The 25,851-nt window shown below is 66.3% G+C and carries 1 protein-coding gene; it reads right to left on the reverse strand.

Annotation, left to right across the window (positions count from 1 at the left end; genetic code table 11):
• Entirely contained in the window at positions 1–25,848 is a 25,848-nt protein-coding gene (locus OYT95_RS06840; protein ID WP_268791042.1) for a non-ribosomal peptide synthetase, read from the reverse strand.
• Positions 25,849–25,851 lie beyond the last annotated feature (3 nt).

Genomic DNA, 25,851 nt, shown 5'->3' on the forward strand with positions numbered 1-25,851 from the left:
TCAGCCTTCCGGTTGTCGTGTGCGCCGACCCGGTGTGGCCAATTCGTGGTTGATGATCCGCGCGATCTCGGCGAGGGGACTGGGCTGGTCCATATCGGCATGCGTGCTGTGAATGTCGTGAGTCACGATGTCGCCGGTGACGTATGCATGCCACCTATCGGACGCGGACTCGTCCGAAATCGATCCGTCATCCGTCGATGTCGGACGGAGAAACACCACGTCACCGTGATAGATCTGCGGTGAATGGTCAACGGACAGCCGCAGGTCGTTCCGATAGATTGCCCGTGCGGCGTCCCAGATTGGCGCGTAGTCGGGCGAATCGACGATCTCACCGTAGCGCCTCTGCGCCCACGACCGGATCGACCGTCGAATGTCCTCATCCGACGGCACCGCCTCGCCGGTGGGGAGATCCCCGGCACCGGGCACGCTGTCCATCATCGCGAGGAGCGCAACCTCGAGCCCTCGGCGTTCCAGTGCGGTGGCGATCGCATGGGCGACAAGGCCACCGAACGACCATCCCAGCAGGAGGAACGGGCCGTCTTCCTGAACGGTGAGGATCTGGTCGAGATAGTCGGCGGCCATCTCCTCGATCGAGTCCGGCAGCGGCGTGACTCCATCGAATCCCCGCGCTTGCAGACCGTAGACGGGCCTGTCGGGGAGGTGGGCGCGAAGGCCCATGTAGCACCAGCTCAGACCGCCACCCGGGTGGATACACCACAGCGGCGGTCCGGTTCCTTCACTTCGGATCGGCAGGATCACCGCGAACGGGTCGAGCAGGCCGGGTTCGATGTCCTCACCCAGTCGGGGTGCGAGTTCGGCAATCGTCGGGGACTCGAAAACCATCCGGATCGGAACCTCCACGCCCAGCACCGACCGAATCCGTCCCACCAACCGCGTCGCCGACAACGAATGCCCACCCAGGTCGAAGAATCCGTCATCGATCCCCACCCCGGAAACCCCGAGCACCTCGGCGTACAGCGACGCCAGCGTCTCCTCCACTGGTGACCGTGGTGCCTGGAACACCTCACCGGTGAACTCCGGTGCCGGCAACGCTCTCCGATCGAGTTTCCCGTTCACCGTCAAGGGCAGGTGGTCGACGGCGATGATCGCCGCCGGAATCATGAAGTCCGGCAGCATCCCGGCCACGAATCGACGGACCTCGACACCGGTGTCGGGGCCGGCGGTGTCGGAGACCACGTAGCCGACCAGGCCGGTGCCGGTGGCGGTGTCCCGGGCAACCACCACGGCCTGAGTCACGGCCGGATGTTGCAGCAGAGCCGCCTCGATCTCCGCGGGTTCGACCCGGAATCCCCGAATCTTGACCTGCTCGTCCGCTCTGCCGACGAACTCGAGGACACCGCAGGCAGTCCACCGCACGAGATCCCCGGATCGATACATCCGTGCACCCGGCTCCCCGAACGGGCACGCGACGAACCGCTCTGCCGTCGCCCCCGGCCGTCCCACGTACCGCTGAGCCAACTGCACCCCGGCGATGTACAGCTCCCCCACCGCACCCACCGGAACTGGCATCAAGCCCGCACCCAGTATGAAGACCGACGTGTTGCCCACCGGTGCCCCGATCGGCACACTCGCCCGGTCGGCGAGTTCAGCCCAGTCCGGAAGCACGAAGGTTGCCGCGAAGACCGTTGTCTCGGTCGGCCCGTACCCGTTGACCAGAATCGGTGGATTCGGGCGCTCGCCCCGATACCAGCCCCGCAACCCTTCCGGATCCAGCACCTCTCCGCCGAACACCACCATCCGCAGCACCGAATCCGCCCCCACGCCGGGCTCCTCACGCTCGACGTCCGCGAACTCGTAGAACGTCGACGGCGTCTGACCGAGCACTGTCACGTGTTCCCGAACCACCAACTCCCACAACTCGATCGGTGAGCGCACCACGTCCCACGGCGCGACCACCACCCGGCCACCGTGTAGCAGCGCACCCCACAACTCCCACACCGAGAAATCGAACGCCACCGAATGACACCACCCCCACACGTCCCCAGTCTCGAAACCCGCCCACCCTGCAGTGCCGGCGAACAGCGACACCACACTTCGATGGCTCACGGCGACACCCTTCGGAACACCCGTCGATCCGGAGGTGTACATCACGTACGCGGTGTTGTCCGGTCTCGCCCGGTCGTGGGCGCCGGGGCTTCCCTCCTCCGAATGCCCGCCCTCGTCGGACACGGAATCGAAAAGCAATCGCGGGATGCCGTTGTCGGGCAACACGTTTTCGGTCATGGTGTCGCTGATGACCAACAGCGGATCGGCGTCGGTGAGGATGGTCCCGATTCGTGCGCCCGGATAATTCGGGTCGATGGGGAGGTATGCGCCCCCGGCCTCGAGGACCGCCAACAACGCGACGATCAACTCCGGTGATCGCTCCAACGCGACCGCCACCAGCACCTCCGGGCCCACCCCCGCACCGATCAAGCGGTGCGCCAGCCGATTCGCTCGACTGGCCAACTCCCGATAGGACCAGTTCTCCTCACCGAACGTCACCGCCACCGCATTCGGAGTCGCGGCGACCTGCTGTCCGAACAAACCGGGAATCGTCGAGTCCGGGATCGGTACACTCGTACCGTTCCAGTCCCGGAGTACCCGCTCGCGCTCGTCGGGCTCGAGGATCTCGTACCCCTCGATCCGCCCCTGCGGATCGGCCACGATTCTCTCGAGCAACGCCACATACCGGGTCGCGATGGTCTCCACCGTGCCCCGGTCGAACAGATCGCTCGCATACTCGACCACCCCGGCCAGACCCTGCCTGCCGTCGGGAGTGAGAGTGAAGGACAGATCGAACCGCGACGTACCGGTCGGCGCCGACACCACCTCCCACCCCAGCCCGGGGAACTCGACGTCGGGAAAAGCGTTGTTCTGCATCGCGAACGACACCTGGAACAACGGATGGTAGGCCGTCGACCGGGTCGGATTCAGCAACTCCACCAGCCGCTCGAACGGCGCATCCTGATTCTCGTACGCGCCCAGGGCTTTCCCCCGCACCCGGTCGAGGACCTGATCGAATCCCGGATTCCCCGACAGATCCACCCGTAGCACCCAGGTGTTGACGAAGAATCCCACCAACTCGGTCAACGCGTCGTCGGTACGGCCCGCGATCGGTCCGCCGAGCGCAACGTCCTCCCCCGCGCCGAGCCGGTGGAGCAGCACCGCCAACACCGACTGGAACACCATCGACGGTGTCCCCCCACTACTGCGGGCCAATTCGGTGACCGCCGAAACACGGTCCGGTGCGATCGCGAACTCCACCGTCGCGCCCCGGTAACTCGGTTGGGCCGGACGTCGCCGATCGGTCGGCAACTCGATGCAGTCGGGCAGTCCCGCCAACTCGGCCCGCCAGTAGTCGAACTGGGCGGTCAGGAGACTGTCCGGATCGTCCTCGCTGCCCAGAATTTCCCGCTGCCACAACGTGTAATCGGCATACTGCACCGGCAACGGCACCCACCCCGGGGCGTGTCCGTCCGTCCGGGCCGCATACGCGACAGCCACATCCCGGGCCAGCGGTGCCAACGAGCCCCCGTCCCCCGCAATGTGGTGCAGGACCATCACCAGCACATGATCCGATTCGGAAACCCTGAAAATGCACGCCCGCAACGGAATCTCTGTGGACAAGTCGAATCGACAGCCCACGGCCTCCGCGACCGCGCCCAGCACAGTGCTGTCGTCGACATCGACGATCGGAACCGGCAGTCTCGCGGCAACCTGATCGGCCGGCAGGATCCGCTGGAACGGCACACCCTCGTCGTCACCGAACACCGTTCGCAGGCTCTCGTGCCGGGCGACGACGTCCGCAACAGCGGCTGCCACCGCCGCGGTGTCGAGGGCGCCGGTCAATCGCACCGCCGCCGGAAGGTTGTACGTGGCCGACGGGCCCTCGAACCGGTGCAGGAACCACAACCGGGCCTGCGCGAACGACAACGGCACCCGCTCCGGTCGCACCCGCGGGAGCAGCGGCGGCCGTGCCACCGCTGCCTCGCCCAGTCGGGGCGCCAACTCCGCCACCGACGGGGATTCGAACACCATCCGGATCGGCACCTCCACACCCGACACCGACCGGATGCGACTCACCAACTGTGTCGCCGACAACGAATGCCCGCCCAGGTCGAAGAAACTGTCGTCGATCCCCACCCGCTCAACGTCGAGCAACTCACCGAAGAGCGACGCCAGAGTCTTTTCCACCGGTGTACTCGGCGCACGGAATGCGCCACCGGAGAACTCCGGTGCCGGCAAAGCCGGCCGATCCAACTTCCCGTTCGGTGTCAACGGCAACCCGTCCACCACCGTGACTGTCGCCGGAACCATGAATTCCGGCAGTCTCCCGGCCAGGTATTCCCGCAACCCTGCACCTGTCACCGTCTCGGTCGGTTCGAGAACCACATACCCCACCAACTCGGCGCCGCTGCCGGTGGCGCGGGCGACCACTACGGCCTGTGCCACCACGGGATGTGACAGCAGCACCGTCTCGATCTCTCCCGGCTCCACCCGGAACCCGCGCACCTTCACCTGCGCATCCGCACGCCCCACGAACTCGAGCTCACCGTCAGCGGTCCAGCGCACCAGATCGCCGGATCGATACATTCGGGCACCCACCACCCCGAACGGACACGCCACGAACCGCTCCGCGGTCAACCCCGGCCGACCCAGATAGCCGCGCGCCAACTGCACCCCGGCGATGTACAGCTCCCCCGCCACACCCACCGGAACCGGGCCAAGCCCCGGACCCAGCACGAATACCCGCGTGTTCCGCACCGGCGTGCCGATGGGCACGCTCGTGGCGTCCGCAGGACCGCATCGGTGATGAGTGACCTGAATGGCGGTTTCGGTCGGCCCGTACACGTTGTGTACCGCAGTGCCACTCCGCTCAATGAAATTGTGTGCCGTCGCGGGCGACAGATTCTCACCGCCGCAGAGGACGCGCAGCAACGATTCGCAATCAGCCCGTTCGAGTTTGTCCAGGATCATGGCGAGCATCGACGGAGAGAAGTCACCGGTGGTGATCTTCTGTGATCTGATCATCTCCGCGAGATACATCGGATCGCGGTGCCCCTCCGCCTTGGCGATCACCAGACGTGCCCCGATCTGGAGCGGCAGGAACATCTCCCACACGGAGACATCGAATGTCGCGGGAGTCTTCTGCAGCACCACGTCGTGGTGGTCGAAGCCGAAGTGGTCACGCATCCACTGCAATTGGTTCACGATCGCGGCGTGGCTGACAGCGACCCCTTTCGGACGACCCGTCGACCCGGACGTGAAGATCACGTACGCCGTGTTGTTCGGTCTCAACGGGGCGATGCGATCCTCGTTGCGGACGGGTGAGGAGTCGATGTCAGTTCTTTGCCTGCCGTCGATCTCCACGACGCGGATGTCGCCAGGGATCTGCACGCGATCGGTGGACAGTGTCAGCACACACACCGGTGCCGCGGACTCCATCACGTGCCGGGTGTGTTCGATGGGGTAGTCGGGGTCGATCGGCACATACGCTCCACCCGCCGTCACGACCGCGTAGATTCCCACCACGAGATCGATCGAACGTCGTACGGCGACACCGACGAGGGATTCCGGACCGACTCCGTGCGCGATCAGTCTCCGAGCCAACCGGTTCGCTCGCTCCTCGACCTCGCGATATGTCAACTGCTCGTCGCCGGACGTCAAGGCCACCGCATCAGGTGTGCGGGCCGCTTGGAGCGCGAACAGGTCGGGCAGTGTCACCTCCGGCACGGCGACCGTGGTGTCATTGCGCACGTCCAGCACCAGCCGACGCTCACCTGCTTCGAAGATGTCGATGCGGTCGACCGCACCCTGGGGGTCGGCGGCGATTGCCTGCAGGATACGGATTAGCCTCCGGGCGATCGTGTCCACTTCTGCCGCGCCGAACAGGTTCGGTAGATACGCCACGGTCAACCGAAGTTGGGAGTCGACGCTCGCGATCAGAGTCATGGGGTAGTGCGACGCGTCGATCGCACGGGCACCGGTGACGGTCATTCCGTCGATAGGGATTGCGGCAGCCCACGCGGCGCGATCGACCGGGTACGACTCGAACACGACCAGGGTGTCGAAGAGTTCTCGCACCCCGGCCGCATGGTGGATCTCCGTCAACCCGAGGTAGTGGTGGTCGAACAAGGTGGCCTGCTGCTCCTGCAACCGGGTCAACAACTCCGCAGCAGTGTCGCCCGGTCTGGACTGCACGCGCACCGGCAGCGTGTTGATGAACAGGCCCACCATGGACTCGACGCCGGCCAGTCCGGCCGGCCGGCCGGAGACCGTCGCGCCGAACACGACATCCCGCCGGGCGCACAACTGGCCGAGCAGAATCCCCCACGCCCCCTGAATGACGGTGTTCAGCGTGACACCCAGTTCGGTGGCCCTTCCCGACACACTCGCGGAGAGATCGGGAGGTAGTTCGACCGACACGTGTTCCTCCCCCGAAGCGGTGTCCCGCTCCGGGTGCGCGGGTGCCAGTAGGGTCGGCTCGTCGACCCCCTCGAGGGCCTCGGCCCAGATTCGAGAAGATTCGACGCGGTCGCGCTCGGCCAGCCAGACCAGGAAGTTCCGGTATCCGGCGGCTCTCGGTAACGCGGCGGCGCCGCCTCCCGAAACGTACAGCGCGAGTATTTCCTTGGCCAGCAGTGGCATCGACCATCCGTCGAGAAGTACGTGATGATGGGTGATCACCAGCTCGTACCGATCCTGTGCCATCGTCACGAGCGTGAACCGCATCAAGGGCGGCGTCGCGGGATCGAAATGTGCAGCCTGATCCTCGACGAGAAGCTGTTCGAACTGGCTGTCCCGCGCGCCTTCCGGGAAGTTCCTCAGGTCGACCTCGCACCATGGCAACGCGACCGAGTCCAGGACCACCTGTACCGGACCGCCGTCGGATTCGTGGACGAACGCGGTCCGCAGGTTCGCGTGGCGATCCAGCACTGCCTGCCCCGCAGCGAGAATCCGTTCTGGATCGACCGTTCCGCCGAGATGCAGAACGAGTTGGGTGGTGTACGCGTCGAACGACGCACCGGCCAGCATCGAGTGGAACAACACGCCGGACTGCATGGCGGTCAGTGGCCATACATCCACCACCCCCGGGTACCGGTCCTCCCAGGTCTCGATGTCGCGCTGCGACACCGGCACCAGCGGCACATCGGACGGTGTCAGCCCGCCGGCCCCGGGCCCCTCCGCGTGCCGCGCCAGCGCCGAAAGTGCGTCGCACCACAGGTCGGCCAGTTCCTGAACGTCGTCGCGGGAGAGCACTCCGGTGGGGAATCCGAACGTCGCGCCGAGGTGCGGACCGTCCGGACCATCGGTCACCATCGCGTTGATGTCCACTGTGGCCACCGCCGGCAGGTCCGGCTCGCTCGTCGCGGAGAGCTCGTTTCCTTCGATCGCGGGCATCCATCCGAGTTCGCGGAATTCCTCGGGAACATCCGCAGCCGAGATCCGTCCCAGATAGTTGAAACTGATCTGTCCGCCCGGATACTTGTCGAGTTCCGGGGCGGTGTCCGCATTCAGATGGCGAAGCAGCCCGTATCCGATTCCCCGGTCGGGCAGGGCCAGCACCTGTTCCTTGATCGCTTTGATCACGGTGCCCGCTGCGGACCCGCCGGCGAACGCGTCGTCGAGATCGGCGCCGGCGATGTCGAGACGTATCGGGAAGGCAGTGGTGAACCAGCCGACCGTGCGGGACAGATCGGCCCCGGGGAGGACGTGCGCCTCGCGACCGTGATTCTCCAGGGATATCAACGACGACCACTCGATCACCCCACGGCGACGGCGCCAGCGGGTCAACGCCATCGCCAACCCGGCCAGGAGACCATCGTCGACTCCCGCATGGAAAACCTTGGGGATCGTCGTGAGCAGCGACGCCGTCGCGTGTGCGGGCACCTGCATCGGCAGGTGCTGCACTGTGGACAGCACATCGAGGATCGGGTCGCACCTGCGCGAACCCAACGTCGGGTCGGGGCCCTCCAGGATCGATTGCCACAACGGCAACTCGGCCACCCGCTCGGGCCGCGCTGCCTCGTCCACCAGCCCGTGTGCCCACCGCCGCATCGACGTCCCGGTCAGCGGCAGTGCGGGCCGTTCGCCGGTACGCACCCGCGTCCATGCCGCCGCCAGGTCCGGGATGACGATTCGCCACGACACGCCGTCGATGACGAGGTGGTGGGCCACGACGAGCAGCCGGCCCGGACGATCCGCCGGCTCGTCGCCGCGTCGGGGCACGCGGTCCAGCCACACGAACTGCACCATCACGCCCGCCGCCGGATCCAACCGCCCCAGCGCCGAATCCCACTCGGCCGATGCCAGCCGCAGCCACTCCGGATCACCCGGTGCATCATCACACTCGACCCGTCGAATCAGACGGTCCACGTGGACGGTGTCCGGCGGATCGACCCGAAGTTTCTGCGCCCCGGCGTCATCGGTGATCAGCCGTGACCGCAACATGTCATGGCGGACCAGGACGGCGTCGAGGGTGGCGACCAACCCGGCTCGATCGATACCGTCGGGCAATTCCAGCACCATCGTCTGCGCGAATCGGCGGAAACCATCACCCCGCGCGAGGAGGAACCGGGCGATCGGCGTCAACGGCATCGACCCCACTCCGCCACCGGGCAACTCCTCGAGCACGACGTGATCGGAATCGCGGTTCAGGACTGAGACCTCGGACAGCCTCGCAACCGTCCGATGCTCGAACACATCCCGTGCCGTGAACACCACACCCTGCGCCTTCGCGCGCGACACCAGCTGGATCGACCGGATACTGTCGCCGCCCAGATCGAAGAATCCGTCGTCGACCCCCACCTGCTCCACGCCGAGTACCTCGGCGAACACGTGGGCGAGGATCTCCTCGGTCGAGGTCTGCGGAGACCGGAACGCCCGGTTCGACGAGAACTCCGGCTCCGGCAACGACCCGCGGTCGAGCTTGCCGGCCGGTGTGAGCGGCAACTTCTCGAGCACCACGATCGCCGAGGGCACCATGTACTCCGGCATGCGGCCCGCCGCCGCCGTCCGCACGATCTCGGCGTCCACCGCTCCCCCGGGTGCGGGAACCACGTACGACACCAGCACTGTCTGCCCGGACGGGCCCTTCCGATCGATCGTCACCACGGATCCGACCCCGGACTGCTCCGCGAGCACAGCGTCGATCTCTCCCGGCTCGACCCGTCGACCCCGCACCTTGATCTGGAAATCATTACGCCCCAGGAACTCCAGCACCGGATCGGATTCCGACTCGACCCACCGCACCACATCGCCCGTGCGATACATCCGCCCGCCCGGTCCGCCGAACGGATTCGCCACGAATCGCTCCGCGGTCAGTCCCACCCGATGGTGATATCCCCGGGCCAGCGGGTCCCCGGCCACGTACAACTCGCCCGGCACCCCCGGCGGCACCGGACGCAGCCACGTGTCCAGCACCACGACCGACGCACCCCGCACCGGACCGCCCAGGGTCACGGGACCGTGCGGGGTGAACGGCGGCGAGATCGCCACCGCCACCGTCGCCTCGGTCGGCCCGTACAGGTCGTGCATTCGCCGTCCCGCAGCGAACGACTCCACCACCGATACCGGAACCGCCTCCGCACCCGTGAGCAGGCATCGCACCGACGACATCCGCTCGACCGGTACCGTGGCCAGCATCGTCGGGGTGAGGAACGCGTGTGTCACCGCCGCACTCTCGATGACCCCACCCAACTCCTCACCACCGACCACGCCCGCGGGAACAATCACCGTCGCCGCTGCCGAGCCCGTCGCCAGCAGGTACTCCAGGACTGACGCATCGAAACTCGGCGACGCCACCTGCAGCACGCGTGCGTCCGCCGTGACATCGAACTTCTCCGCCATCTCCACCGCGAGATTGCCCAGGCCCCGATGCGGTACGACGACGCCCTTCGGCTCACCCGTCGTCCCGGACGTGTAGATCACGTACGCCGGATGATCGACCCGCAATGGAGCGACCCGTTCCGCATCGGTCACCCATTCAGCGGGCCGACGGGAATACTCGGCTCGCACCTCCGGATCGTCGAGTACCCACCAGTCGAGTGTTCGCGGCAGGGTACCGATGCACTCGGCGACCGTGATTCCGAACCCCGCGGCGGAATCCGTGATCAGGTACTCGATCCGACTCGCCGGATACGACGGATCCACAGGAACGAACGCACCACCGGCTTTCGCCACCGCCCACACCGCCAGCACCGACTCCACCGATCGTGGCACGGCCACGGCCACCGTGGATTCCGGACCGACCCCGTGTGCGATCAACACCCGCGCGATACGACTCGTCTCGGCGTCCAATTCGCGGTAGGTGAGCGAGCGCTCCCCGCACACGACCGCCACCGCACCCGGATCGTGTGCGACGGCCGCAGCGAGGATCTCCGGCAGAGTCCTCACGGCCTCCGCCGCCGCGCCATGCACGGGAACCAGCAGGGTTCGTTCCTCCGGGGCGAGGAGGTCGACATCTCCCGTCGCGGCCTCCGGCGCAGCCACCAGTGATTCCAGAACCCGGTGGAACCTGTCCGCGATCCGCTGCACCTGGTCGTCGTCGAACAAGGCTGGATCGTGCCACAGCGATATGGACGTCCGCTCACCGGCTTCCACCGCGAGTGTCAGCGAATAATTCGTTCCCCCATGCGAATCCAAGGACGTGATCGCGGGGGCGCCGATCGATTCGGCAAGGGACGCGAGGCTCCGCCGGTCGATCGGGTACGACTCGAACACCGTCAAGGTGTCGAACAGGGCCCCTCTGCCGGCGACCCGCTGGATCTCCGGCAAGGGAACATGATGATGCTCGATCAACGTCGCCTGCTCCGCCTGAACCCGGGCGATCAACCGGGCAATGGATTCCTCCGGATAGAGCCGGACCCGCACCGGGATCGTGTTGATGAACAGGCCCACCATCGACTCGATGGCGGGTACCAGACCGGACCGACCCGATACCGTCGCACCGAATACCAGGTCACGGCTGCCGGTAAGCATGCCCAGCACGATCGCCCACGCAACCTGCACCAGCGTATTCACCGTCACCGACAACCGCGACGCCAACTCCGTTATCTCCGAAGACAAACCCTCGTCGAGCTCACGCCGAAGCACGGACGATCCCCGTGCCGATTCCGAACGCCCCGCAACGAGCAGCGCAGGCTCCACACCGTCGAGCGCGTCTTCCCACGCCTCCAGCGACTGCTGCCGATCCTGCGTCGCGAGCCACCCCAGATACCGGCGATACGGGGCCACGGGTTCGAGTACGGCGCAGTCCCCGTCGGCACCGTAGACGGTCAGCATCTCCCGCATCAGCAACGGCATCGACCATCCGTCGAGCAGCACGTGGTGATACGACACGACCAGCCGGACATCACCGTCGCCCATCGTGACCAACCCGAAACGCAGGAGCGGTGGCGCCGACACGTCGAACCCGGTGTCCGCATCGTCCGACAGAAGCCGCGCCAACTCGTCGTCTCGCTCGCGGGCCTCGACATCACTGATGTCGGCTTCCCACCACGGCACCGCGAGGCCCTCGAGCACCACCTGCGCCGGCTCGTCCACCCCGTCGGTGAGGAACGCGACCCGCAAATTCGCATACCGATCGAGCATCGCCTGCGCCGCGGCCTTCACGCGGTCCGCATCCACCTGTCCGGTCAGACCCAGAACCGTCTGCACCGCATACACATCTGGCGCTTCCGACGCCGACATCGCGTGAAAGACCAGACCTGCTTGCAGTGGTGCGAGCGGCCACACGTCCACGGCCTCGGGATATCGCGCCGCGACGGCGGACAGCTGTTCCGGGGTCGGACTCGGCAACGGTACGTCCTCGAAGCGGACGGAGTCTTCATCCCGCACCGGATGCGCGACGGAGGCCAGCCCGGCGATTGTCCGTCGCTCGAACACGTCTCGGGCCGACACCAGCACGCCTCGGGCCCGCGCCCGCGCCACCACCTGGGTCGACATGATGCTGTCCCCGCCGAGCCGGAAGAAGTCGTCGTCGACACCCACCCGGTCGACGCCGAGGACATCGGCCAGCACCGTCGCCAATGTCTGTTCGGCGATGGTTCGTGGAGCCCGGAACGGCGTGTCGGATGCGAGGTCAGGCTCGGGAAGTGCTCTGCGGTCGAGTTTGCCGACCGGTGTGAGAGGTATCCGGTCGACGACGATGATCGCCGACGGCACCATGTAGTCCGGTAGCCGCCCGGCCGCGAGCACCCGCAACGCCTCGATGTCCACCTCGGCCCCGGGCGCCGGGACCACGTACGACACGAGCACCTTCTGCCCCGACGGACCTACCCGGTCGACCGTCACCACCGACCCCACCGCGGGGTGCGAGACCAACAGCGTGTCGATCTCTCCGGGTTCGACTCGGATTCCGCGAATCTTCACCTGCTCGTCTGCGCGGCCGACGAAGTCCAGCACAGCGTCGGTGGTCCACCGCACCAGGTCACCCGAGCGGTACATCCGTGTGCCCGGCTCGCCGAACGGACACGCCACGAACCGTTCCGCCGTCAACCCATGCCGACCGATGTACCCGCGGCCCACGCCTGATCCGGCGATATACAACTCCCCGACCACACCCACCGGGACCGGAATCAAGCCGTCGCCCAGTACGAATGCCCGGGCATTGCCGATCGGCACTCCGATCGGCACGGTGACCTTGTCCTCCAACGTCATCGAACCGGGTATCGAGTACGCGGTGGCACAGACCGTGGCCTCTGTCGGCCCGTACGCGTTGATCACGGTTACCTGCGGATGGCGAGCGAGGACACGTCGTACGGCGCTCGGCGACAACACATCGCCCGCGGCGACCACCTGACGTGGTTGGTCGAGCGCTCCCCTCGCATGTTCCGAAGCATCACTCAACAGGTGAAACAGCGGGGTCGTCACGAACATCGATGTCACGCGAGGAGTGGAGACGACCCGCTCGAGCACCTCGAGGTCCAGCGATCCGGGCGGAGCGACAACCAACTGGCCTCCTCCGAGCAGCGTCGGCCACAATTCGTACGCCGATGCATCGAACGCCATCGACGAATGCAGCAACACTCGGTCACCGGGTCCATCCGGCCACCCGTGCAACGCCAGGTTGACCACATTGGCGTGGTCGATGGTGACCCCTTTCGGGGTACCGGTCGATCCGGACGTGTACATCACGTACGCGGTGTTGCCCGGTCGCAGTGACGTGGTGCGATCACTGTCGTCGAGGGTGAGGCCCTCTACGTGTCCGTCCTCGTCGTGTCCGTCCTCGTCCGGGATGACATCGAGGAGTATCCGGGGGATGTCATTGTCTGGCAGCGTGCGTGCGGTCGGGGTGTCCGTGAGGATCAGCAGTGGCGCGGCGTCGGTGAGGATGAATGCGGTGCGCGCACTCGGATAGCGGGGGTCGATCGGCAGATATCCGCCCCCGGCCTCGAGGACGGCCAGCAGCGCGACGATCAACTCCGGTGATCGCTCCAATGCGACCGCCACCAGCACCTCCGGGCCCACCCCCGCACCGATCAGGCGGTGCGCCAGCCGATTCGCTCGACTGGCCAGCTCCCGATAGGTCCAGTTCTCGTCACCGAACGTCACCGCCACCGCGTCCGGAGTCGCCGCGACTTGCCGTCCGAACAAGCCGGGAATCGTCGTGTCCGGGATCGGTGCGCTCGTGTCGTTCCAGTCCCGGAGTACCCGCTCGCGCTCGTCGGGCTCGAGGATCTCGTACCCCTCGATCCGTCCCTGCGGATCGGCCACGATTCTCTCGAGCAACGCCACATACCGGGTCGCGATGGTCTCCACCGTGCCCCGGTCGAACAGATCACTCGAGTACTCGATGACCCCGGCCAGACCCTGCCTGCCGTCGGGAGTGAGAGTGACGGACAGATCGAACCGCGACGTTCCGGTCGGCGCCGGCAGCGTGGTCCATTCCAGCCCGGGAAACTCGACGTCGGGAAAAGCATTGTTCTGCATCGCGAACGACACCTGGAACAACGGATGATAGGCCGTCGACCGAGTCGGGTTCAGCAACTCCACCAACCGCTCGAACGGCGCATCCTGATTCTCATAGGCGCCCAAGGCTTTCCCCCGAACCCGGTCGAGGACCTGATCGAATCCCGGGTTTCCCGACAGATCCACCCGTAGCACCCACGTGTTGACGAAGAACCCCACCAATTCGGTCAATGCTTCGTCGGTACGGCCCGCGATCGGCCCGCCGAGCGCAACGTCCTCCCCCGCGCCGAGCCGGTGGAGCAGCACCGCCAACACCGACTGCAACACCATCGACGGTGTCCCCCCACTGCTGCGGGCCAATTCGGTGACCGCCGCGACACGGTCCGGTGCGATCGAGAACTCCACCGTCCCACCCCGGTAACTCGGTTCGGCCGGACGTCGACGATCGGTCGGCAACTCGATGCAGTCGGGCAGTCCCGCCAGCTCGGCCCGCCAATACTCGACCTGTGCGGCAAGCACGCTCCCCGGATCATCTGCGCTGCCCAGAAGCTCCCGTTGCCACAGGGTGTAATCGGCGTACTGCACCGGCAACGGCACCCACCCCGGGGCGTGTCCGTCCGCGCGGGCCGTATACGCGACAGCCACATCCCGGGCCAGCGGTGCCAACGAGCCCCCGTCCCCCGCAATGTGGTGCAGGACCATCACCAGGATGTGCTCCCGGGGTCCGGTCTCCAACAATGTTGTTCGGATGGGAATTTCGTGTGCGATGTCGAACCGGTACCCCGCCGCTGCCGTCGCCGCAGCGATCACGCTGGGCGGGTCGACCATCTCCACGCGCACCGGAGTTGGTACTTCTTCCGCGGAGAGCACCCGCTGAATCGGTGCACCGTCCGGGTCGTCGAATACTGTACGCAGGCTTTCGTGCCGGGCGACGACGTCCGCAACAGCGGCCGCCAGCGCCGCAGTGTCGAGGTCGCCGGTCAATCGCACCGCCACGGGAATGTTGTACGTGGCCGACGGGCCCTCGAACCGGTGCAGGAACCACAACCGGGCCTGCGCGAACGACAACGGCACCCGCTCGGGCCGCACCCGCGGAGTCAGCGGCACCCGGACCGGACCATCACCGAGTCGCGGCGCCAGTGCGGCGACCGTCGGGGATTCGAACACCACCCGGATCGGGACCTCCACCCCCAGCACCGTGCGGATCCGGCCGACCAGACGTGTCGCCGCCAACGAGTGGCCACCGAGATCGAAGAAGCTGTCGTCGATCCCCACCCGCGCAACACCGAGAACATCGGCGAACAACGAGACGAGCGTCTCCTCCACCGGCGAGCGCGGCGCACGGAACACTGCACCGGTGAACTCCGGTGCCGGCAACGCTTTCCGGTCCAGCTTGCCGTTCACCGTCAACGGCAGCCCCTCGACCACCGTGACCACCGCCGGAACCATGAACCCCGGCAACAACCCAGCCACAAACTCCCGCAACCCCGCGGAGTCGGTGCCGGTCCCGGAATCGAGAACCACATACCCCACCAACTCGATGCCGATCAGGGTTTCCCGAGCGATCACCGCGGCCTGCGACACGGCCGGATGCTGCAGGAGAACCGACTCGATCTCCGCGGGTTCGACCCGGAATCCCCGAATCTTGACCTGCTCGTCCGCTCTGCCGACGAACTCGAGCACACCCTCAGCGGTCCAGCGCACCAGATCGCCGGATCGATACATTCGGGCACCCGGCTCCCCGAACGGACACGCCACGAAGCGCTCCGCCGTCAACCCCGGCCGACCCAGATAGCCGCGCGCCAACTGCACCCCGGCGATGTACAGCTCCCCCGCCACACCCACCGGGACCGGCATCAATCCGGCACCCAACGCGAACACCCGCACCCCGCCCACCGGATCGCCGATCGGCACACTCACCCGGTCACGAGCGCCCTGAGATTCGGGTAGCGAATACAGTGCCGCGAAGACCGTCGTCTCCGTCGGGCCGTAACCGTTGACCAACCTCACGTGTGGATGGAGGGAATCCTCGCCCCGAAACCAGCCCCGCAGCCGGGCGGGATCCAGCACCTCTCCGCCGAACACCACCGTCCGCAACACCGAACCAGCCCCCACCGCAGAGTCCACACGCTCGACCTCCGCGAACTCGTAGAACGCCGACGGCGTCTGACCGAGCACTGTCACGCGTTCCCGAACCACCAACTCCCACAAATCAATCGGTGAGCGCACCACGTCCCACGGCGCCACCACCACCCGGCCACCGTGTACCAACGCACCCCACAACTCCCACACCGAGAAATCGAACGCCACCGAGTGGCACCAGACCCACACATCCGTAGCGTCCACACCCACACGGTCGCCAGTCCCCGCGACCGACGACACCACGCTTCGGTGGCTTACGGTGACACCCTTCGGAGCACCAGTCGACCCCGACGTGTACGTCACATACGCCGCATGACCGGGGCGGAGCGGGCTGATCCGATCGGTGTCGACGGGATCGAGATCAGCGCGCCCCCCGACAACGGTCGCGTCCCCGTCGAGGTCCAGGTCGGCATCGAGCAGTACCTGGTCCCTATCGTGGTCGGGGAGCGTGGCAACGGCGACTGTGTCGGACAGGATCAGCTGCGGAGCGGCGTCGGCGAGAATTGTCCCGGCACGAGCACTGGGATAGTTCGGGTCGAGGGGAAGGTAGGTGCCGCCGGCCTTGAGCACCGCCAACAACGCGACGGCCAACTCTTCCGACGGCCTCAGTGCGACGGCCACCAAAGTTTCCGGGCCGACCCCGGCGCCGATCAGATAGTGCGCCAGCCGGTTCGCCTGGGTGTTGATTTCTCGGTACGTCCAGCTCCGGTCGGAGAAGGTCACCGCTGCGGCGTCGGGTGTCGCCGCCACTCGTCGCTCGAACAGGTCCACGACGGTGGTCTCCGAGAAGGGGGCTGCGGTGTCGTTCCAGGTCCGGAGTAACACCTCGCGCTCATCAGGTACGAGGATCTCGTACCCTTCTATCCGCTCCTGCGGATCCGCGACGATCAGCTCCGACAAGCGCACGTACCGGGCAGCGATGCCCTCGACGGTTTCCCGGTCGAACAGATCGCTCGAGTACTCGATGACCCCGGTCAGGCCCTGCCGCTTGTCGGGGGTGAGGGTGAAGGACAGGTCGAAGCGCGACGTTCCGGTCGGCGCCGGCAGTGCGGCCCATTCCAGGCCGGGGAACTCGACGTCGGGAAAAGCGTTGTTCTGCATCGCGAACGACACCTGGAACAACGGATGACAGGCCGTCGATCGGGTCGGGTTCAGGAGCTCCACCAGACGCTCGAACGGCGCATCCTGATTCTCGTATGCACCCAGGGCCTTCCCCCGCACCTGTTCGAGCACCTTGTCGAATCGCGGATTCCCGGACACGTCGACGCGCAACACCCACGTATTGACGAAGAACCCCACCAACTCGGCCGACGCGTCGTCGGTGCGGCCCGCGATCGGCCCGCCGATCGCGATGTCGGTCCCTGCACCGAGTCTGCGGAGTAGTACCGTCAGCATCGATTGCAACACCATCGAGGGTGTTGCCCCACTGCTGTGCGCCAATTCGGTGATTGCCGTGGCATGTTCGGGGTCGATCGAGAACTCCACCACACCGCCGCGGTAGCTGGGTGCGGCCGGACGTCGCCGGTCGGCGGGTAGCTCGATGCAGTCGGGTAGTCCCGCCAGTTCGGCCCGCCAGTAGTCGAGCTGGGTGGCGAGCACACTGCCCGGATCCAGCTCGCTGCCCAGTTCCTCTCGTTGCCAGAGGGTGTAATCGGCATACTGCACCGGCAACGGCGCCCACCCCGGAACCCGGGACTCTGTGTGGGCCGCATACGCGACGGCGATGTCACGGGCCAGCGGCGTCAGCGACGCCCCGTCCCCCGCAATGTGGTGGAGCACCAACACCAGGATGTGCTCTCGGGAACCGGATTCCAACAAGGTTGCCCGGATCGGAATCTCGTGTTCCAGGTCGAACCGATACGCGGCAGCGGTGGTCACTGCCGCGGGTATTCCGTCGGCCCCGACCTCGATGATCTGCACCGCCGCGGGCACCTGGTCGGTGGGAAGGATTTCCTGGAACGGAATACCCTCGGCTTCGCCGAACATCGTTCGCAGGCTCTCGTGCCGGGCAATCACGTCTCCGATCGCTGCCACCAGGGCCTCGGTATCGAGGTCACCGGTGAGTCGCACCGCAACCGGAATGTTGTAGGTGGCCGACGGGCCCTCGAAGCGGTGTAGGAACCACAGCCGGGCCTGCGCGAACGACAACGGCACCCGGTCGGGCCGCACGCGCGGAGCCAGCGGTGTCCGAACCGCACCGTCACCGAGTCGCGGCGCCAGTGCGGCGATCGTCGGGGATTCGAACACCACCCGGATCGGGACCTCCACCCCCAGCACCGTGCGGATCCGGCCGGCCAGACGTGTCGCGGACAGCGAGTGCCCACCGAGATCGAAGAAGCTGTCGTCGATCCCCACCCGCGGAACGTCCAGTACCTCGACGAAAAGCGAGACCAGCGTCTCCTCTACCGGTGACCGCGCCGCACGGAACACTCCACCGGTGAACTCCGGTGCCGGCAACGCTTTCCGGTCCAGCTTGCCGTTCGCCGTCAACGGCAACTGATCCACCAGCATGATCACCGCCGGCACCATGTACTCCGGGAGCCGCCCCGTCACGAACTCCCGCACCTCCACACCCGTGACGGTGCCGGTGGGCGCGAGAACGACGTACCCCACCAGCTGCCGCCCCACCCCGGCAGTCGCCGGGGTGTCCCGGGCAATGACCACTGCCTGCGCCACCGCCGGGTGTTTCAGTAGTACCGCTTCGATCTCCCCCGGCTCCACCCGGAACCCGCGCACCTTCACCTGCTCATCAGCACGCCCCACGAACTCGAGCACACCATCAGCCGTCCACCGCGCCAGATCCCCCGATCGATACATTCGCGCACCCACCGCCCCGAACGGACATGCGACGAACCGCTCGGCAGTCAGGCCCGGCCGGCCCAGATACCCGCGCGCCAACTGAATCCCGGCGATGTACAACTCCCCCACCACACCCACAGGAACCGGCCGAAGCCCCGCGCCCACTACGAACACCTGCGAATTCCGTACCGGCACACCGATCGGCACCGACCCACCGACCCACTCGTCCGACGGCTCCACCCGCTGGCTCGTCACGTAGACGGTGGTCTCCGTCGGACCGTACCCATTGACAACTCGGACACCAGGAATTGCGGCACCCACTGCACTGAGCAATCGACCTGACAATTGCTCACCGATGAACACCACCGTCTCGGCACTCACCGTGCTCTCGATCTGATCGAGTACCTCCGCGAACGCCGACGGGACGGTGCTGATCACACTCCCGGTCCAGCCGCGGCGTTCGCCGAGTACGAGAACGTCCCGGACCACGTCAATACTCCCGCCGGCGCACAACGCGGCGAAAGTCTCCAACACCGACACGTCGAAACTCACCGACGTGCTTGCCAGCACCCGCGCCAGCCCTGGTGCACCGAGACTGGAGGCCACCTGCACCATGCAGTTGACGACGTTGTGGTGGTCGATCGTGACCCCTTTCGGGGTGCCGGTCGATCCGGAGGTGTACATCACGTATGCGGTGTTGTCCGGCCGGAGTGGGCTGCTGCGGTCGTTGTCGCCGGGGGCGATGCCCTCCCGTCGACCGACCTCGTCCGAGTGCGCGTCGAGCAATAGTGTGGGGATGCCGTTGTTTGGCAGCGTGCGTGCGGTGGTGGTGTCGGTCAGGACCAGAATTGGTGAGGCATCGGTGAGGATGAATGCGGTACGCGCACTCGGATACCGGGGGTCGATGGGGAGGTATGCGCCCCCGGCCTCGAGGACGGCCAGCAGCGCAACGATCAACTCGGGTGATCGCTCCAATGCGACCGCCACCAGCACCTCCGGGCCGACACCCGCACCGATCAGGCGGTGTGCCAGCCGGTTCGCTCGACTGGCCAGCTCCCGATAGGTCCAGTTCTCCTCACCGAACGTGACCGCCACCGCATTCGGAGTCGCGGCGACCTGCTGTCCGAACAAGCCGGGAATCGTCGAGTCCGGGATCGGTGCACTCGTGTCGTTCCAGCTCCGGAGTACCCGCTCGCGCTCGTCGGGCTCGAGGATCTCGTACCCCTCGATCCGTCCCTGCGGATCGGCCACGATTCTCTCGAGCAACGCCACATACCGGGTCGCGATGGTCTCCACCGTGCCCCGGTCGAACAGGTCACTCGCGTACTCGACCACCCCGGCCAGACCCTGCCTGCCGTCGGGAGTGAGAGTGAAGGACAGATCGAACCGCGACGTACCGGTCGGCGCCGGCAGCGGGGTCCATTCCAGCCCCGGGAACTCGACGTCGGGAAAAGCATTGTTCTGCATCGCGAACGACACCTGGAACAACGGATGGTAGGCCGTCGACCTGTTCGGGTTCAGCAACTCCACCAGCCGCTCGAACGGCGCATCCTGATTCTCGTACGCGCCCAGTGCCTTCCCCCGCACCCGGTCGACGACCTGATCGAATCCCGGGTTCCCCGACACATCCACCCGTAGCACCCAGGTGTTGACGAAGAATCCCACCAATTCGGTCAATGCTTCGTCGGTACGGCCCGCGATCGGCCCGCCGAGCGCAACGTCCTCCCCCGCGCCGAGCCGGTGGAGCAGCACCGCCAGCACGGATTGCAACACCATCGACGGTGTCGCCCCACATCTGCGGGCAAGCTCCGTGACCGCCGAAACACGGTCCGGTGCGATCGAGAACTCCACGGTCCCGCCCCGGTAACTCGGTTCGGCCGGACGTCGCCGATCGGTCGGCAGCTCGATGCAGTCGGGCAGTCCCGCCAACTCGGCCCGCCAATACTCGACCTGTGCGGCAAGCACACTCCCCCGATCATCTGCGCTGCCCAGAAGCTCTCGTTGCCACAGGGTGTAATCGGCGTACTGCACCGGCAACGGCGCCCATCCCGGCATCTCGCCCTCGGTCCGCGCCGCATATGCGACCGCGATGTCGCGGGCCAGGGACGCCAATGAACCCCCGTCCCCCGCGATATGGTGCAGGACCAATACCAGGATGTGCTCTCGCGACCCACATTCCAGCAACGTTGCCCGGATGGGGATCTCGCCGGACAGATCGAAGCGATATCCCGCCGCCTCCGCAACGGCTTCCCTCGACCCGGCCTGATCGATCGTCTCCGTGTGCACGGGAATCGGGGCTTTCTCCGCGGGCAGGATCCGCTGGAACGGCACCCCCTCGTCCTCCCCGAACACCGTCCGCAGGCTCTCGTGCCGAGCCACGACATCGCCGACCGCCGCGACCACCGACTCGATGTCGAGGGCGCCGGTCAACCGCACTGCCACCGGAATGTTGTACGTCGCCGACGGACCCTCGAACCGATACAGGAACCACAACCGGGCCTGCGCGAACGACAACGGCACCCGCTCCGGCCGCACCCGGGGCAGCAACGGCACCCTCGCCACCGCGGCCTCGCCCAGCCGGGGCGCCAACTCCGCGACCGACGGTGATTCGAACACCACCCGGATCGGCACCTCCACCCCCAGCGCGTTGCGGAGCAACCCCACCAACCGCGTCGCCGACAACGAATGCCCACCCAGGTCGAAGAAACTGTCGTCGATCCCCACCCGCGGAAGACCGAGCACGTCACCGTAGAGAGACGCGAGAGTCTCCTCCACCGGTGACCGCGGGGCCCGAAACACGCCACCGATGAACTCCGGTGCCGGCAACGCTTTCCGGTCGAGCTTGCCGTTCACGGTCAACGGCAACCGATCCAGCACCACCACCGCAGCGGGCACCATGAACTCCGGCAGTCGCCCGGCCACGAAATGTCGAACTTCGGACGACAGTCTGCTCGCACCGGGGTCGTTGACGTACTCGGTGATGTCGCCGAGTGGACCGTCGGGCAGGAAGACATCGGACACCGCGACCGATGCCTGCGCGTTTCGGTGCACCCGGGTCGTGATGTCGGTGAATATCACGTCCATCACGCCCGGTGTCGGTGACCAGGTCACCGACACCGCGAACCCCAGGTCCTCGCCGATGTCGTGACAGTCCTGCGGCAGCATCGCGTCCGTTCGACTGTCCGCGTCACGCCGAGTGGGGACGTGATCGCGGTCCGCGGCGTCGTCGAGAGCGCGTGCGGCATCGATGTCGGGTGCCAGCCCCGCGTGCGGCACCCCGGTCACCCGAACACAATCCGGGCGCCGGCCCGTCAGGTACTTCCGCAGCGCGGTGGGATCGCCGAATCGTTGCCACGACGTGGACGGCACATCGGCCAGCGACCGGGTCGCGAGGGGACTCTTACGGAGCACGACTTCGTATCTGTAACAGCTCAATTCGTTGACTGCCCGGATACCCTTGAGCTGAATGTCGACGGCTCCGATGCCGGGGAACAGCCTCGGCAACACTGTGAAGAACTCCGGCGAGAGCAGCAACTCCTGCTCGGCGGCAATTCCCCGGCGCACCCGATCGCGTATCACTGCGGCAGTCGAGTCGGCATCTGCGTGGGCGACCTGCACGCCTGTCGCGAATTCCCGGAGCAACGCGAGATTCCGCACGTCACCGAGGAACAGCACGCCCCTGGGCCGAAGCAATTGCAGTGCTGCGCCGATCACGTCGAGCAGGTACCCCGCGTTCGGGAAATACTGCACGACCGAGTTCAGCACCACTGTGTCGAACACACCGTGCGGCACGCCTTCGAGGTCGTCGGCCGCCTGGACCCGCAGGTGCACCCGATCGACCCACGGGGCCTGCCGGTCCGCCAATTGCGATCGCAGAGCGTCGATCGTGGGAGCGGAAAAGTCGGTGCCCCAATATTTTTCGCAGTGCGGCGCCAACTGCGACAGCAACAGCCCTGTTCCGACTCCGATCTCGAGCACCCGAGTCGGGTAGAGCTCGCGGATCCGTGCCACGGTCGCCGCGCGCCATTCCCGCATCTGGTCGAGGGGGATAGGCTTTCCGGTGTAGCTGCTGTTCCACCCCCCGAAATCCTCCCCGAACTCTGTCGGGTTCGTCTGTTCACCGGCCGGGGACTCGTCCCCGGAGTACAGGTCGTCGTACACCCGCTGCCATTGCGAAACCAGCTCCGCCTCCCGCGCCCTGTCACGGACGAGCGAGGTACCCCTGTCGAGCACCACATACCCCACCAGCTGCGTATCGGTTCTGGTGTCCCCGTCCGCACGACCGGCGCCGGTGGGGGGTTCACGGGCGATCACCGCCGCCTGCGCCACCGCAGGATGCGACATCAGTGCCGTCTCGATCTCCCCGGGCTCGACCCGGAATCCCCGCACCTTCACCTGCTCGTCCACGCGTCCGACGAAATCGAGCACGCCGTCGGACGTCCACCGCACCACGTCTCCGGATCGGTACATCCGCGAACCGGGCTCTCCGAACGGGCACGCTACGAACCGTTCCGCCGTCAACCCCGGCCTGCCTACATATCCTCGGCCCACCCCGAACCCGGAGACATACAACTCCCCCGCCGCACCTACCGGCACCGGCACCAATCCCGACCCCAACACGAACACCCGCACGTTACCGATAGGCATCCCGATCGGGCTTCGACCGCCGTCGCCCACGCCTGCCGTCAACTCCAGATGGCTCACGTGCACAGTGGTTTCGGTGATTCCATACATGTTCACCAGAATCGGAGTCTTCGGACGATCCCCCGGGAACCACCCGCGTAGCCGGTCCGGGTCCAATGCCTCTCCGCCGAACACCACCATCCGCAGCACCGAATCAGAGTCCGGGGAAAGGTCCTCGCGTTCGGCATCTGCGAACTCGTAGAACGCGGACGGGGTCTGATTGAGGATCGTCACGTGCTCCCGACGCACCAGACTCCACAGTTCAGCGGGTGAGCGCACCACGTCCCACGGCACTATCACCACCCGGCCGCCGTGTACGAGCGCCCCCCACACCTCCCACACCGAGAAGTCGAAGGCCTGCGAATGACACCACGCCCACACGTCCGAGCCTCCGAAACCGCACCACCGATCGGTTCCGGCCAACAACGACGTCACATTGCCGTGAGTGATGCACACCCCTTTCGGGGTGCCGGTCGATCCGGACGTGTACATGACGTACGCGGCATTGCCCGGTCTCAGCGGGGCGATCCTCTCGTCGTCGACTGGATCGATCGCCGCTGACATGCCCTCTGCGGCGGCGTCGGCCAGGTCCAACACGAGACACGGAATATCGTTGTCCGGCAACGATTCCGAGGTCTCGTCGTCGGTCAGAACCAACAGCGGGGCTGCGTCGGCGAGAATGAAAGCGGTACGCGCACTGGGATAGTTCGGGTCGATCGGAAGATATCCGCCGCCGGCCTTGAGGACCGCGAGGAGCGCGACGATCAATTCGGAGGATCGCTCCATCGCCACTGCCACGATGGATTCCGGTCCGACACCGCGCGCGATGAGATACCGCGCCAACCGATTCGCTCGACCATTGACGTCCCGGTATGTCCAGTGCCGATCGCCGAAAGTGAGCGCCACCGCATCGGGCGTCGTGGCGGCCCGCCGTTCGACCAGGTCGGGAATGGTGGCCCCCGGTACCGGTACCGTCGTGTCGTTCCAGGTCCGCAGAACCAGTTCGCGGTCGGTGGGCCGAAGGATGTCGTGCTGCTCTATCCGGCCGCCCGGATCGGCGACGACCGCACGGACGAATGCCATCAGCAGATCTGCATACAGCCTGACATCCTCACTGCTGTACAGCGCGCCGTTCGCGTCGATCTCGATGTGCATGCCGGCGCTGCCCCGACCGCCGTAGTAGATCGAAATCGAGAGGTCGTCCACGGGGCCGAACGACACGCCGCGCATGGATGCCGGATTGCCTGCAAAATCGATCGACTCGAAGAACGGAATGATATTGAGAATCGGACCGAACCGATTCTCCACGGATCCGGACAATCCTCTGTCTCTCCTGACATCAGAGCCCTGGTAGCGGGAATGACGAAGGATGGAACGAATCTCGGTACCCACGTTGTGGGCGACTGCAGCGAAAAGCGACCGCGGTGGGATCTCCACACGGAAGGGCACCGCGTTCGACACCAAACCCGGTGTTCGCCGGGCGGCGCCGACCCGATTGGCGACGGCCAATCGCATCATGAATTCCGACATGCCCGACAGGCGATGAAAGAGGCCGGCCACCGCTGCTGCCAGGAACCCCGGCATCGGTATCCCGATCGACTCTGCCGCCGTCAGCCATCGCGTAGTCTCGTCGTCCGGCACCGTCTGGCTGTGATGCAATGTCACGGGAACCGGTGAACTCGGGTGCCGGGACAGTCGTAGCGGTTCGGGCAGCGCGGTGGTGTAGTTTCTCCAGAATTCTTTGTCGCGGCTGAAACGATCGGAGCGTCGATAGCGGGCATCTTCGTCGACGATCAACTCCGGTCCGCCGAATCCGGAGTCGGGGATCGGCGTTCCCGTCCTCATCGCTGTGTAGATCTCACCGATTCGACTCGCAAGAATGGCGACGCCGAACCCGTCCATCACAATGTGATGGCACACGGCGCACAGAAAGAATCGCGCGTCGTGAACCTTGATCAAGCCCGCTCGATACAGCGCGTCTCGTTCCAGGTCGAAGGGCACGGCGCCGATCTCGGCCATCGACGCTTTCGCCGCAGATTCGGCGTCTGCCTCGGCACTGACGTCGATGAAAAACGGCGTCCAGGACTTGGAGTCCCGCACGACCTGGCGGGGGCCGTCCTCGTTTTCGACGAAATTCACCAGCACGGAGCGAGCCTCTTCGGCCACTCGCCGCAACGCGTCGTCCATCACCGAAGGGTCGATCTCGCCGGAAATGTCCAGATACGCGGAGATGTTGTTCGACAGTCCCGGCGCCAATTTCTGCGCCAGCCAGAGCGCCTCCTGGGCGGACGAAACGCGAAGTGAGTCCATCGG

The sequence above is a fragment of the Rhodococcus sp. JS3073 genome (genome assembly GCF_026810085.1).
GTDB classification, from domain to species: Bacteria; Actinomycetota; Actinomycetes; order Mycobacteriales; family Mycobacteriaceae; genus Rhodococcus_F; species Rhodococcus_F wratislaviensis.

Coding starts and splice junctions, on each gene's coding strand:
- OYT95_RS06840 (WP_268791042.1), bottom strand. CDS start 25,848: ATGGACTCACTTCGCGTTTCGTCCGCCCAGGAGGCGCTCTGGCTGGCG.